At 56.9% G+C, this 13,279-nt stretch carries 11 protein-coding genes and 3 tRNA genes; 5 read left to right on the forward strand and 9 right to left on the reverse strand.

The window, feature by feature from the left end; translation table 11 throughout:
• Positions 1 to 8 precede the first annotated feature (8 nt).
• On the forward strand, positions 9 to 545 hold the full coding sequence (locus ACESMK_RS16610) for a DUF2058 domain-containing protein (RefSeq protein WP_373001168.1): 537 nt from the start codon (positions 9 to 11) through the stop codon (positions 543 to 545).
• Between the two features lie 251 nt (positions 546 to 796).
• The gene (locus ACESMK_RS16615) at positions 797 to 2,653 is read left to right on the forward strand and encodes a methyl-accepting chemotaxis protein (RefSeq protein ID WP_373001170.1); all 1,857 of its coding nucleotides are present in this window, start codon (positions 797 to 799) and stop codon (positions 2,651 to 2,653) included.
• A gap of 65 nt (positions 2,654 to 2,718) precedes the next feature.
• Here ACESMK_RS16615 and ACESMK_RS16620 read toward each other — a convergent pair whose 3' ends face one another.
• From ACESMK_RS16620 to alaS, 7 genes are all read right to left on the reverse strand, one after another.
• Entirely contained in the window at positions 2,719 to 2,910 is a 192-nt protein-coding gene (locus ACESMK_RS16620; RefSeq protein ID WP_373001172.1) for a hypothetical protein, read from the reverse strand.
• A gap of 158 nt (positions 2,911 to 3,068) precedes the next feature.
• Positions 3,069 to 3,145 (reverse strand) — tRNA-Arg (locus ACESMK_RS16625).
• Between the two features lie 25 nt (positions 3,146 to 3,170).
• Positions 3,171 to 3,247, reverse strand: a tRNA-Arg gene (locus tag ACESMK_RS16630).
• A gap of 63 nt (positions 3,248 to 3,310) precedes the next feature.
• Positions 3,311 to 3,400: transfer RNA gene (locus ACESMK_RS16635), tRNA-Ser, on the reverse strand.
• Positions 3,401 to 3,526: 126 nt separating this feature from the next.
• Positions 3,527 to 3,724, reverse strand: a complete 198-nt coding sequence (gene csrA, locus ACESMK_RS16640) for a carbon storage regulator CsrA (RefSeq protein ID WP_008172808.1) — start codon at positions 3,722 to 3,724, stop codon at positions 3,527 to 3,529.
• 189 nt (positions 3,725 to 3,913) lie between these two features.
• Positions 3,914 to 5,152 carry an aspartate kinase gene (locus ACESMK_RS16645; RefSeq protein ID WP_373001174.1) on the reverse strand — a complete coding sequence of 413 codons (1,239 nt, stop codon included), beginning with the start codon at positions 5,150 to 5,152 and terminating at the stop codon, positions 3,914 to 3,916.
• A 105-nt stretch (positions 5,153 to 5,257) separates the two neighbouring features.
• Complete coding sequence (alaS, locus tag ACESMK_RS16650; RefSeq protein WP_373001176.1) at positions 5,258 to 7,888, reverse strand: alanine--tRNA ligase; 2,631 nt, start codon at positions 7,886 to 7,888, stop codon at positions 5,258 to 5,260.
• 141 nt (positions 7,889 to 8,029) lie between these two features.
• Here alaS and ACESMK_RS16655 point away from each other — a divergent pair, with 141 nt between their 5' ends.
• Positions 8,030 to 8,584 (forward strand): RDD family protein, encoded by a 555-nt coding sequence (locus ACESMK_RS16655; RefSeq protein WP_373001178.1) that lies wholly within the window; start codon positions 8,030 to 8,032, stop codon positions 8,582 to 8,584.
• A gap of 24 nt (positions 8,585 to 8,608) precedes the next feature.
• Here ACESMK_RS16655 and lptG read toward each other — a convergent pair whose 3' ends face one another.
• Positions 8,609 to 9,670 carry an LPS export ABC transporter permease LptG gene (gene lptG, locus ACESMK_RS16660; RefSeq protein WP_373001180.1) on the reverse strand — a complete coding sequence of 354 codons (1,062 nt, stop codon included), beginning with the start codon at positions 9,668 to 9,670 and terminating at the stop codon, positions 8,609 to 8,611.
• Positions 9,657 to 10,766, reverse strand: a complete 1,110-nt coding sequence (lptF, locus tag ACESMK_RS16665; RefSeq protein ID WP_373001182.1) for an LPS export ABC transporter permease LptF — start codon at positions 10,764 to 10,766, stop codon at positions 9,657 to 9,659. The genes lptG and lptF overlap by 14 nt, the downstream gene beginning before the upstream one ends.
• 242 nt (positions 10,767 to 11,008) lie before the next feature.
• On the opposite strand from lptF, the gene ACESMK_RS16670 reads away from it, so the two are divergent.
• On the forward strand, positions 11,009 to 12,502 hold the full coding sequence (locus ACESMK_RS16670) for a leucyl aminopeptidase (protein ID WP_373001184.1): 1,494 nt from the start codon (positions 11,009 to 11,011) through the stop codon (positions 12,500 to 12,502).
• Positions 12,489 to 13,004, forward strand: coding sequence for a DNA polymerase III subunit chi (locus ACESMK_RS16675; RefSeq protein WP_373001186.1), 516 nt, complete (start codon positions 12,489 to 12,491; stop codon positions 13,002 to 13,004). The genes ACESMK_RS16670 and ACESMK_RS16675 overlap by 14 nt, the downstream gene beginning before the upstream one ends.
• Positions 13,005 to 13,279 lie beyond the last annotated feature (275 nt).

Below are 13,279 nucleotides of genomic sequence, written 5' to 3' on the forward strand. Positions count from 1 at the left end.
AGTGACTGATGGCATCCCTGCAGGATCAATTGCTGAAAGCCGGCCTTGCCGACGAGAAAAAAGCCAAGGCCATTCGCAGTGAAAAGCGCAAAAAACGAAAGCAGCAACCCAAGGGCGCTGTCGAGGTAAACGAGGCCGAGATCCGCGCACGCCAGGCGCGGGAAGAAAAAGCCGAACGCGATCGGCAGTTAAACCTTGAACGTCAGCGGGCGGCAGAAAAGAAGGCCATCCTGGCCCAAATTCGCCAACTGGTGGAGACCAATCGCCTTGATCGCAGCCGTGGCGAAACCTCCTATCAGTTTGTCCACGACAAGAAGATCAAAAAGCTGTTTGTGGACGAAACCATGGTTGATCAACTTTCCCGCGGCCGGCTTGCGATCGTCTTCGTGAATGATAATTACGAGATTGTGGCGGAGGGCGTTGCCCGGAAAATCATGGAACGGGATGAAAGCGCCGTTGTCGTTCTGCACGATCGCAAGAAGGATGATGTGGGAGATGACGATCCCTACGCTGGCTATGAGATCCCCGATGATCTGATGTGGTAATCAACCGAGCTGGTTCTGATAGATTTCAGGATCAGCAAATCCGCTTTCTGTATCACGTTAAAAAACACCCGGTAATCATCTGTAACTGTAAAGTTCTGGAATACCCCGCCGTAAACCGCCTTAATATAAGTCAAATAAGAGCCACCTTTACTCTTCAAGGCGTATCAGAAATGCCTGCCGGCCCGCACCGGAACGAGGAGCTGTCGAGGCTGGGTCGGCAAATCTCACATCCTCCAGGGACACAGAAAAAAATGGGTTTCTCAGAACTCTTCAGCAACATGACCATCCGGACCAGACTGGCCGGCGGGTTTGCCATCCTGCTTGTGCTGACCATCCTGGTCGGCCTGGTTGGCGACCGCGCACTCGATAGCTACAGCCAGCGGTCAAATATCGTTGCCATGCTCGGGCAGGTGAACACGAACCTCACCGAGGCCCGGGTCGAGGAGAAAAACTTTCTCCTGACCGGTGACACAGGTGCCGTCACCAAAACCCGGGCCCAGGGCGACCGGGTCCTGGAACTGACCAGCGAAATCAAACCGTTGCTTGCAGCGCCTGAAAACATCAATACGCTGAGCCAGATTCAGGCTGATGTAGAAAACTACCAGCGGCTGATGGGAGAAGTTGAATCGAACATCGCGGCGCGGGATGAAGCACTTGCGCGCCTTGAAACCAGCGCACGGATCTTCGGGTCCTCGCTCAAGGCTCACAGCTCCCTGTTTTTTGCCTCGGCCATTTTCGAGGATATGCGCCGATCGGAACGGAAGTTTCTTATCGAACACGACGACGCGAGCGTAAAGGCCTTTCTCGATGACGCGAAAAGGGTACAGGGCCCGCTCAAGTCCGCGGCAATTACCGCCGAGGAAAAGGAACAGATCAACGCGGCGCTCGACACCTATGTCAGCGAATTTCGCACGGTTGTAGACCTCACCAACGGGGGCAGCCAGTTGTCGGACGACATGGTCAATGCGGCCAGGAATGCCATCGACGCCGCAGACAGCCTCCGGGCGCTTCAGGCTGAAAAGATGGAAGCAGACCGCCAGCAGGCATCCTGGCTGATTTTCGGTGCCACCGGCATTGCTCTGGTGCTCGGCATCCTCATGGCTTATCTCATTACCCGCGCTATCGTTTCCCCTCTCAACCAGGCCGTAAACGTCGCATCGGAAGTAGCCTCCGGCAACCTGACCGTGGACATCAACGCCAGCGGAACCAATGAAATCGGCCGGTTGATGGCGGCCCTGGCAACCATGGTGACCAGCCTCAGGGAGCTGGTCAGAAGCATCGAATCCGGGGCGTCCAACATCGCCGCCTCTGCCGAGGAACTCTCAACAGTCACAAGCCAGACCAGCGACGGCATCAATCGCCAGAAACAGGAAACCGACCAGGTGGCGACGGCCATGAACGAAATGACTGCAACCGTTGGCGAGATCGCACGGAGCGCAGAGCAGGCATTTTCGGTTGCATCCGATGCCGCCAGCCAGGCAAGTGACGGTGAGCGGGAAGTCCAGGAAACCGTTAATCAGGTAAACAACCTGGCGCGGGAAGTCAGCCAGAGCATGGAAACCATCCAGGGGTTGCAGAAAGAGACCGCCAATATCGGTACGGTCCTTGATGTCATCAAATCCGTCGCGGAACAGACCAATCTGCTGGCCCTGAACGCCGCGATAGAAGCAGCGCGTGCAGGCGAGCAGGGTCGCGGCTTCGCCGTTGTTGCCGACGAGGTGCGCTCACTGGCCCAACGTACCCAATCATCCGCCCAGGAAATCGAGACCCTGGTAACGTCTCTTCAAAGCAGTGCCGGCAACTCGGTATCCGCCATGGAGTCAAGCACCACCATGGCTTCAAACACCCTTGAGCGCGCCACAGCAACCGGGGCAACCATTGAGCGCATTGCCCGGGCCGTTGAAGACATCAAGCAATACAACAGTCAGATTGCCACGGCATCCGAGCAGCAGACCTCGGTGGCTGAGGAGATCAATCAGAACATTACCAGCATCCGGGATGTAACCGATCAATCTGCAGCCTCATCGAACCAGACCGCAAGCTCCAGCAGCGAACTGGCCCGGCTTGGCAGCGACCTGCAAAATCTGGTTTCCCGCTTCCGGCTTTAAGCCGTTAAAACCAGAAGAGGCAGGCAACCTGGTTGCCTGCCTCCGCATACTGGCATCGGCTCATGTCAGTGAAGCTGGTGCCGCTCGAATATTTCAAGAATCTCCCTTTCGGTCTCAGCGGGCACGCTGACTTTTACCACCTTGGCTTCTTCGTCGATAAAAATGTTATCGCGCGGAATGCCGCTTGCAATAAGATCATCCCAGGTGTTCTTGGCCTGGTCGTGATCTTTGTAGGCGCCGTTCAGTGTCTTGTTCATGGGTGGACCTCCTTCCTGGTATAAGATTTCCCTACACCCTGAAGATTAGGCTCGAAAGAGGAGGTTGCGCAAATATTGATCAACCCGGAATTGACTGAGGACAAAACAAAACGCCTCAGCCTGTGGGGTGCACAAACTGAGGCGTTTTGATCTTAATATGGCGCGGCTGGGAGGATTCGAACCTCCGACCGCCTGGTTCGTAGCCAGGTACTCTATCCAGCTGAGCTACAGCCGCTTAAAACGTGTGGCAGGTTGATCGATGGCGCGGCTGGGAGGATTCGAACCTCCGACCGCCTGGTTCGTAGCCAGGTACTCTATCCAGCTGAGCTACAGCCGCACATTGATCACTTGCTCTGGTTGAATGCTACTTCAACCTGTCTCGCTTTCCCTGGAAAGGAAATGGCGGAGAGGGAGGGATTCGAACCCTCGGTACGATTGCTCGTACGGTTCCTTAGCAGGGAACTGGTTTCAGCCACTCACCCACCTCTCCTTGAGAACGGGGCGTATACTACCATAATTTTTCTGTTTTCATAGGGTTGACACGAGATTTTTCAGACTCGATGTTTCCCCGGATCAAAAAAGCCGTTCAGGTCTCCCTTGAACGGCTTTCTGTCTCTCAGCTGTTGCCGGGTTCCGGCTCTTCAGAGCCTTTTTCCGACTGGATCCGCTGGTAGATTTCTTCGCGGTGTACCGCGACTTCTTTCGGGGCATTAACGCCAATGCGTACCTGATTGCCCTTCACTCCCAGAACGGTGACGGTAATATCGTCGCCGACCATCAGAGTTTCGCCCACGCGGCGAGTCAAAATCAACATATCCCTTACTCCCTATCCAGAGCTACCTGTTCCGACAAATGGTTTTTAATCTACTTATTGCTTTTATAGTGGGATCACTTACTGATCTGTAGACGCACATTCACTTATACGGTTCACGTTTGTCATAGGCTCAGTATATGATGCCCTTTTTCCGGAGGCCCCGCAGACCGACCTTTTTATCTGCGGATTTCAGGCCTCGTCCGATACCGCGGGCTTGTCCAGTTCAAATGCACTGTGCAGTGCCCGAACCGCAAGCTCAAGGTATTTTTCATCGATCACCACGGAAATCTTGATTTCTGATGTGGAGATCATCTGGATATTGATGCCTTCATTGGACAGCGCCTCAAACATCTGGGTTGCCACGCCCGCGTGGGAGCGCATACCCACACCCACAATGCTGACCTTGGCAATTTTGCTGTCACCGGCAACTTCCCGGGCGCCCAGCTCATCCGCAACCCGCTGAAGCACCTCTTTCGCCCGCTTGAAATCATTCCGATGAACGGTGAACGTGAAGGCAGTGCGGTTATCCTCACCCACGTTCTGCACGATCATATCCACTTCAATATTGGCATCGCTCACCGGTTTCAGAATACGCAGGGCGCTGCCCGGAGTATCCGGTACGCCGGCAATGGTCAGTTTGGCTTCATCACGGTTAAAAGCGATGCCGGAAACAACCGGTTGTTCCATGGCGTTTTCATCCTCAAGAGTAATCAGGGTGCCCTCACCTTCCTGGAAGCTGGAAAGAACCCTTAATGGAACGTTGTATTTACCTGCAAATTCTACCGAGCGGATCTGGAGCACCTTGGAGCCCAGGCTGGCCATCTCGAGCATTTCCTCGAATGTAATCCGATCCAGCCTGCGCGCGGTGTCAACAACTCTGGGATCGGTGGTGTAGACACCGTCTACATCGGTATAGATCTGGCATTCGTCCGCCCTGAGGGCCGCCGCCAGAGCCACGGCCGTCGTATCCGACCCACCCCGTCCCAGGGTGGTGATGTTGCCACTTTCGTCGATTCCCTGGAATCCGGCAACAACCACTACCCGGCCGGCATCCAGATCTTCGCGCATACGCTGCTCGTCGATCTGTTTGATCCGTGCCTTGGTGTGACTGCTGTCTGTGAGGATGCGTACTTGGGACCCAGTGTAGGACCGCGCTTCGCAGCCGCGCTTCTGCAATGCCATGGACAACAGAGCGATTGTTACCTGCTCACCCGTGGAGACAAGCACATCCATCTCACGGGGAGTCGGCTCCTCCATGATGTCGTTGGCAAGGGCAATCAGCCGGTTGGTTTCACCACTCATGGCGGAAACCACGACAACCACATCATGGCCGTCCTTGCGAAAACGACATACCTTGTCGGCTACCGCTTCAATACGTTCGGTTGTGCCAACCGATGTGCCACCAAATTTCTGAACCAACAGAGCCATTGTTTTCCCAATATCCGAAACGGGGACTCACAGCGGAGCAACGCCCCGCCAATCAAAAGAAACGGGCGGGATTATAAACCCCTGCCCGCTCATAAAAACAGTTGCTTAAGCGATATTTTTTTCGACCCAGCCGGCAACACCGGCCAGGGCATCCTCAAGCTTCGACGGGTCGTTCCCGCCGCCCTGAGCCATGTCGGGACGCCCCCCGCCTTTACCATCCACCTGGGCCGCCAGATGCTTCATCAAGTCCCCGGCCTTGATCCGCCCGGTAGCGGACTTGGTGACCCCTGCAACCAGAGTAACCTTGCCATCTTCAACACTGGCGAGAACCACGACACCTTCACCCAGTTTGTTTTTGAGCTGATCGGCCGTTTCCATCAGGGCCTTGCGGTCAGCACCTTCCAGTTCGGAAGCCACTACCTTGAGACCCGCCACATCAACAGCCGTGCTGGCCAGATCAGTGCCTGCCGAAGAGGCAAGCTTTGCCTTCAGGGCATCCACTTCCTTCTCGAGCTGACGGTTGCGATCAATGGTCTGCTGAACCTTTTCGATCACAGACTCGCGGGAACCTTTCACCAGACGCGCCGCTTCCCGAAGGGTGCGCTCGGTACCGTCAATCCAATCCAGCGCGCCCATGCCAGTAACCGCTTCAATACGACGCACCCCGGATGAAATACCACTTTCTGAGGTAATACGGAAAAGGCCAATGTCACCGGTGCGGGAAACGTGAGTACCGCCGCAGAGTTCAACAGAGTAGTTGTCGGTACCCATGCTGAGCACCCGTACCACATCCCCGTATTTTTCACCGAACAGCGCCATGGCGCCCTTTTCCTGGGCCTTCTCCATGTCGGTAATTTCGGTCTGTACCGGGCTGTTTTCCAGGATCTGCTCGTTCACCTGGCGCTCGATCTCTCGCAACTGCTCGGGCGTGACGGCCTCGAAATGGGAGAAATCAAAACGCAGTTTGTCAGGATCCACCAGCGACCCCTTCTGGCTCACATGCTCACCCAGCACCTTGCGCAGGGCTGCATGCAGCAAGTGAGTGGCAGAGTGGTTGCGCTTGGTGCGCTCACGACGGGCATGATCAATCCGCGCATCTACTTCCAGCCCCGGGAACAGCTCGCCTTCGATCAGGGTGCCAAGGTGCAGGTGGTTATCCCCTTCCTTGCGTGTATCGGTTACCTTGAACCGGCCACCGCTCCAGGTCAGCAGCCCGGTATCACCGACCTGGCCGCCGGACTCGGCGTAAAAAGGTGTGCGCTCGAGCACGACAACCGCTTCATCGCCAGCTTCAGCCGTTCTTTCTTCACCGTTGACGATCACTGCACGGATTTTCTCGTGGCCGTCAATATGTTCGTAACCGGTAAATTCGGTCTTGCCCTCAAGCTGCAAACCAGCAGCGTTGTAGTCGATACCGAATTTGCTGGCTGCCCGGGCGCGCTCACGCTGACCTTCCATGGCTTTCTCATAGCCTTCATAATCAAGCGTAAGGCCCCGCTCGCGGGCGATGTCGTTGGTCAGGTCAACAGGGAAACCGTAGGTGTCGTACAGGGTGAAGATGGTCTCGCCCGGAATCTCGGTGCCCTTGAGCTCGGCAATGTCCTGCTCAAGCAGGCGCAGGCCTTTGTCCAGGGTCTTGGCAAACTGCTCCTCTTCCTGCAGCAATACCTTTTCAATCTGTTTACGGCTGCTGACCAGTTGCGGAAACGCATCGCCCATCAGCTCGCACAGGGCGCCGGTAAGCTTGTAGAAGAAAGGCCCACTTGCACCTAACTTGTTGCCATGGCGTGCCGCACGGCGAATGATCCGGCGCAGCACGAAACCCCGGCCTTCGTTGGACGGCATCACACCATCGGCAATCAGGAAAGCGCAGGAGCGAATGTGATCGGCAACGACACGCAGGGACGCTTCGGTAGTGGCAGCACCACCCAGAACCTGTGATGCCGCCGCCAGCAAATCCTGGAACAGATCAATCTCATAGTTGCTGTGAACGCCCTGCAGAACCGCCGTGATCCGCTCAAGTCCCATGCCGGTGTCGACAGACGGCTTGGGCAGCTTCAGCATCTCGCCATCGGCGGTGCGGTTGTACTGCATGAACACCACGTTCCAGATCTCGATATAGCGGTCGCCGTCCTCTTCCGGTGAGCCAGGAGGGCCACCAGCGACATCCGGGCCATGGTCGTAGAAGATTTCGGTACAGGGGCCACAGGGACCCGTATCGCCCATCTGCCAGAAGTTGTCCGAGGCATAGCGGCCACCCTTGTTATCGCCGATACGGACGATGCGGTCTGCCGGCACTCCGATTTCCTTGTTCCAGATATCGAAGGCCTCGTCATCTTCGGCGTAAACCGTTACCCAGAGCTTTTCCTGCGGCAGGTTCAACCAGTTCTCGCCGGTCAGGAATGTCCAGGCGTAATTGATCGCTTCGCGCTTGAAGTAGTCACCGAAGCTGAAGTTGCCCAGCATCTCGAAGAAGGTGTGATGACGGGCGGTGTAGCCGACGTTTTCAAGGTCGTTGTGCTTGCCACCGGCGCGGACGCATTTCTGGGAAGAGGTTGCCCGGGTATAGTCGCGCTCTTCGCGACCCAGGAAAAGGTCCTTGAACTGGTTCATTCCCGCATTCGTAAACAGCAATGTGGGGTCGTCCGCAGGTACCAGCGAACTACTTGGAACAATGGTGTGACCTTGCTGTTTGAAATAATCGAGGAACGCCTGTCGCAACTCTGCGGTTTTCATAGCCCTTTGATACCTTTCCAGAAACCCGCCGGGAATGCCGCCGGGTCCGCGATTGAATACGAATACTTACATGCTTGTGCAAATCCGCTACTCTAGCACACGCCGAGAACAGGAAAAACGTGAAACATCACAGGAGATTCCATGCCCCGACGCTTCCATGACGCCGAGGAACTATTCCCACCAGCCACCGCCCTCAAACGCGCCCTGGCCATTACCTACGACGGACTGATCAGCATTGCCGTGCTGCTTGTCGCCACCTGGGCTTATACCGTGGTAGCGGGATGGATCACCGGCTGGGACCGCTATGAGCAGATGGCCGAGGCAGGCCAACTTTCTGGTGACCCGGGCCTGACCTTTACCCTGTTCCTCGTGCTTTACCTGTTTTTCGGCTATTTCTGGACCCGCATTGGCCAGACCCTGGGGATGCAGGTATGGCGAATTCGCATCGAGAATCTGGATGGCACCTCGGTAAGCTGGAGCAAGGCGCTGCGGCGCTACGTAACAGCGGCTGCGGTGATTTTCCTGACGCTGCTGGCCAGTTACTACGTTGGAGCCGCGACTCTGTTTCTGGGCATCCCTGCTATTATTGCGCTTTTCTATCCTATCAACGGCCTGTCAGTGACGGATCGCCTGTCAGACAGCGTGGTTGTGTCCGTTCCCAAGGAAGCTGCAACGAAAACGCGCGCAACAAAATAATGGCACAAGACATGGCCGGGCCTTTTAACCAGCCCGGCGCATCAAAATAGCCCCGACAACCGCATTCACAGCGATCGGCACCAGTACCGCCAGCATCGGATTGAAGCCGTACACAAGACTCATGGGCCCCAGCAAATCCTGCATGTATTTGAAGAGGAGCCCCACCAGAAGGCCGGTAAACACCCGGAATCCCATGGTGACCGAGCGCAAGGGCCCGAAAATAAAGGAGATGGCGACCAGCACCATCACAGCCGTGCCTAATGGCATCAGGGCTTTCTTCCAGAAGGCCAGCCAGTATCGCGAAGCATTGAGGTTCTGCTCCCCAAGGTACCGGGCGTAGGTGAACAAACCGGTCATGGAGAGATTTTCCGGTTTTACAATCAGGACACTCAGAACGCTTGGGGACAGCCCCGTTTCCCATCTCTGTGTCTGGTTTTCAGAGCGGGTGGTTCTGTCGTCAGAGAATTCGGTGGTGCGAACCTTCTCCAGAAGCCAGTAATCACCCTGATAAATCGCCCGTTCAGCAAAGCTTGCCGCCAGCAGCTGCCTGTCCTCATCAAACCGGAAGCGCGAGACACCATGAAGCACGCCATTGGGCTGCACCGCATTCAGGTGGATATAGACATTTCCCTCTTTGTGCCAGACCCCGGAGGCCGAGGCCACATTGGTGCCGGCCCCCAGTGCCATAGCCTTGTCGCTCTGGGCTACCCGCTCCGCTGGCGGCGCCACGTATTCCCCGATCAACACGCCGAGGATCACGACAACCAGAGCCGGCTTCATGGCCGACCAGACAATACGCTTGAGCGACACGCCGGCGGCCCGGATAACGGTCAGCTCCGATGAACTGGCCATGGAGCCCAACCCCACCAAACACCCCATAAAAGCGCCCAGCGGAAGATAATCGTAGATGCGACGCGGCAGGGTAAGAAAGACGTACCAGAGCGCCTCAAGGGTCTGATAGTCATTCCGGGTATCTTCCAGCTCTGCAATAAAGCCAAAGATGAGATCCAGCGACAGCACAACCACCATCACCAGGAACATGGCACCGCCGACGGTTCGCATCACATAGCCATCAATCCTGCGCATGGCCACCCCCCTCACGTATCAGGCGCCTGCGATATAGCCAGGCAGGGCCGAACTGGAGCCACAAACCAAAACCGAGGAACAGGGCGTGAACCCAGAGCATGCCAACCCACTCGGGAACCTTGCCATCGGCCAGCCAGTCCCGGGCAACAATCAACAGCCCCAGATAGGTGATGTAGACAAGCATTGCCGGAAGCAGGTGGAAGAATCTGCCCTGTCGCGGATTAACCCGGCTCAATCGCACGGCCAGAAGGGTCACCACTGGAACAATCAAAGGCAACGAGAACCGCCAGTGCAGCAAAGCGCGATCTTCCAGCCGGTCCGATTGCATCAGGCTCCAGGTACTGGCGCCCTCCTCCAGCTCACGGGTGCCGGCTTGTCCACTTTCAATCTTCAGACCATAGGCCTCAAAATCAATGATGTTGAAATCCAGCTCACCGGCCGCCCCCTGAAAACGGCCACCCTCTTCCAGAATCAGAAACCGGCTGCCGGTCTCCGGATCCACCAGCTGGGAGCCGGAGTCTGCGGTAATAATGGTCAGCCCCTGCCCGTCTGAGGAATACTCCGCAATAAAGACCCCTTGTAGCCTCCGCTTGTCTTCACTCAGACCTTCGGTGTAGGTAACCCGCCCGCCTGAAGAGAAATCCTGGAACCGGCCAGGAGCGAGCATCTCGAATTCCGTGGCTTTACGCTGCTCATTGAAAATCTCTTCAACCTGATTCATACCCCAGGGCGACACATAGAGGCTCATGGCACCAACGATAAACATCACCGGCAGGCTTCCCAGCAGGGTTTTCCCCAGCAACGCCTTGTCACTGACGCCGCAGGCAAACAGAACGGTCATTTCGCTCTCGAGGTACATGCGCCCGTAGGCAAGCAGGATGCCGATAAACAGACCCAGAGGCAGTATCAGCTCCAGGAACCCCGGAAAACGGTAGGCCATGATCTCAAACAGCACACCGGCCGAAATGCTTCCCTGGGCGGCGCTGTCGAGGTATTTCAGGAAACGGCCACTCATAAATACCATTAGCAGGATGCCGGAAACGGCAACCATGCTGACCATGATCTGGCGTATGAGGTAACGGAAAATGATGCTCAAATCGGTCTCTCTGGCCGTATGTGCTGGAACGTGGAGGAAGCCGGGAACTGCGCGTATTCTATGTAACCTTGATGCCGAATGACAGAGCACCGGTATTACAGGCGTATGAAGCCACGGACAGACACACAAGCCGCACCCATCGCTTGATAATTTACCGGCCAGCCCCAATGCTAGACTAGATCACAATCAAGAACGATTCCCGCCGTCGGCGGATGTCTCGTGAACCATCAACAGGAGTTGCCATGAATTTCAGCCTGAGCAGTAAAGCCATCGCCAGCACTAAAGCGGACTGCCTAGTAATCGGCTTGCCTGAGAAGGGTGCCTGGCCGGATTCAACAAATCAGGCCGATGAGGCACTCGGAGGGCTGATCAAGACACTCCAGAAAGCCGGCGACCTTTCTGGCAAGAATGCCACCACCTTGACAATTCCGCTGACAGACCAGCCCTGGAATCGCCTGCTGGTGGTTGGCACCGGCAAGGATACCGATCGCAGCCCGGCCAACTACCGCAAAGCGCTCATCGCGATGATGACCGCTCTGAAAGACGGCCCGTCAAAAAGCGTTGCCGTCGCTCTGGCAGACACCAGCGTAACCGGCGAAGAGGCCGTCAGTTCCGAAGCGGCCCGGTTAAGCCTGATCGGTCGGACGCTTGAAGACCAGCTTTATACGTTCAATGACTTCAAAAGCGACAAACCCGCTGCCCGCAAGCTGAATAAAGTCCTGGTGTTTGCGTCCAGCGCCGGCAAGGCTCTCAAGGATGCCTTCAACCTCGGCCTTGCCACCGGTCGTGGCATGAACCTCACCCGGGATCTCGGCAACACTCCACCGAACATCTGCCACCCGGAGTGGCTGGCCCAGCAAGCGAAGAAGCTGGCCAAGGACTACGACTGCATCAAGACCGAAGTACTTGATGAAAAGCAGATGGAAAAAATGGGCATGAACACCATCCTGGCCGTGGGCAAAGGCAGCACGCAGCCGCCGCGCCTGATCGTGATGGAATACCGTGGCGGCAAGGCCAAGGACAAGCCCCATGTCCTGGTGGGCAAAGGCATCACCTTCGACACTGGCGGTATCAGCCTCAAGCCCGGAGAGGGCATGGACGAAATGAAATACGACATGGGCGGTTCGGCCAGTGTCTTTGGCGCCATGAAAGTCCTGGCTGAAACCCAGCCCAAGATCAACGTGGTAGCGGTGATTGCCGCCGCTGAAAACATGCCGGACGGTGGCGCTTCGCGCCCCGGCGATATCGTTACTACCCTCTCCGGCATGACCGTCGAAATCCTCAACACCGACGCCGAGGGCCGCCTGGTACTGTGTGACGCCCTCACCTACGTGAAGAAATTCGACCCTGCTGCTGTCATTGACCTGGCCACCCTGACCGGTGCCTGCATCATTGCCCTTGGCAATCACGCCACCGGCCTGCTCGCCAATAACGACGAACTGGCCAACGAACTGCTGGCCGCCGGCGAGCGCGCCGGTGACCGGGCCTGGCGCCTGCCGCTCTGGGAGGAATACCAGAGCCAGCTGGACAGCAACTTCGCCGACATGGCCAACATCGGCGGCCGCCCGGCGGGTACGATCACCGCGGCCTGCTTCCTGTCCCGGTTCGCCAAGGACTATCGCTGGGCGCACCTGGACATCGCCGGCACCGCCTGGCACTCCGGCAAGGCCAAGGGTTCCTCCGGCCGCCCGGTGCCCCTGCTGGTCGACTATCTGATGTCCCATGCCGGAAAATAACCCGGCACCTTCTCCGGAACCCGGCAGCCCTGCTGCCGGAGCTTCCGGACAGGAGGACCGGAACCAACGTTACTGGTTCCATATCCTCACCCAGAACACTTCCGCCGCCCGCAACCTCCACGCCGCCAAACTCGTGGACAAAGCCTGGCAGCAGGGCGACCGCGTGTGCATCGTTTGCGATACCATGCAACATGCAGAAGAACTGGACGACCTGCTCTGGAACTTCAGCCCCGACGCGTTCATCCCCCACAGCATTGTCCCCGACTCTGCTACCAGCTGCTCCGATCCCGTCGGCATCCTGCTGTGCCCGCCGGTTGCCGAAGACTGGGATACCGTGATCATTCTTTCAGCAACGCTGCCGGCGGATGCGGACCGTTTTAAGCGGCTTGCGCTGGTTGCCCATAACGATCCGAGTGTACTGAATCAGGCCCGGTCGCATTTCAAGCAATTGCGGGCTCTCGGAATTGAACCCAGGGTTCATGATCAGCGGAAGCGGGGGTAGATTTTGTCGGGTTACGCTGCGCTAACCCGACCTACGGTTCTCTCCAGCGTCAGATCTGCGGAGTTGGGACAGGCTTTCCAAAAATCTCGAAGGCCAGGGACGGCCTGAGAGAAGCGCACATGGATGTGCTTGTAGCGGTTTTTGGAAAGCCTGTCCCAACTCTGCAAGTCACCCAACTTGCAGGCTCGGTATTCACAGAGGTTCGCCGCAAACAAGGCGACCATGTATAATCGGGCGTCTCAATTTTCCCTTGTGAATCAACCAACGGTCACTGC

It is taken from the genome of Marinobacter sp. (assembly GCF_041687235.1).
GTDB lineage: Bacteria > Pseudomonadota > Gammaproteobacteria > Pseudomonadales > Oleiphilaceae > Marinobacter.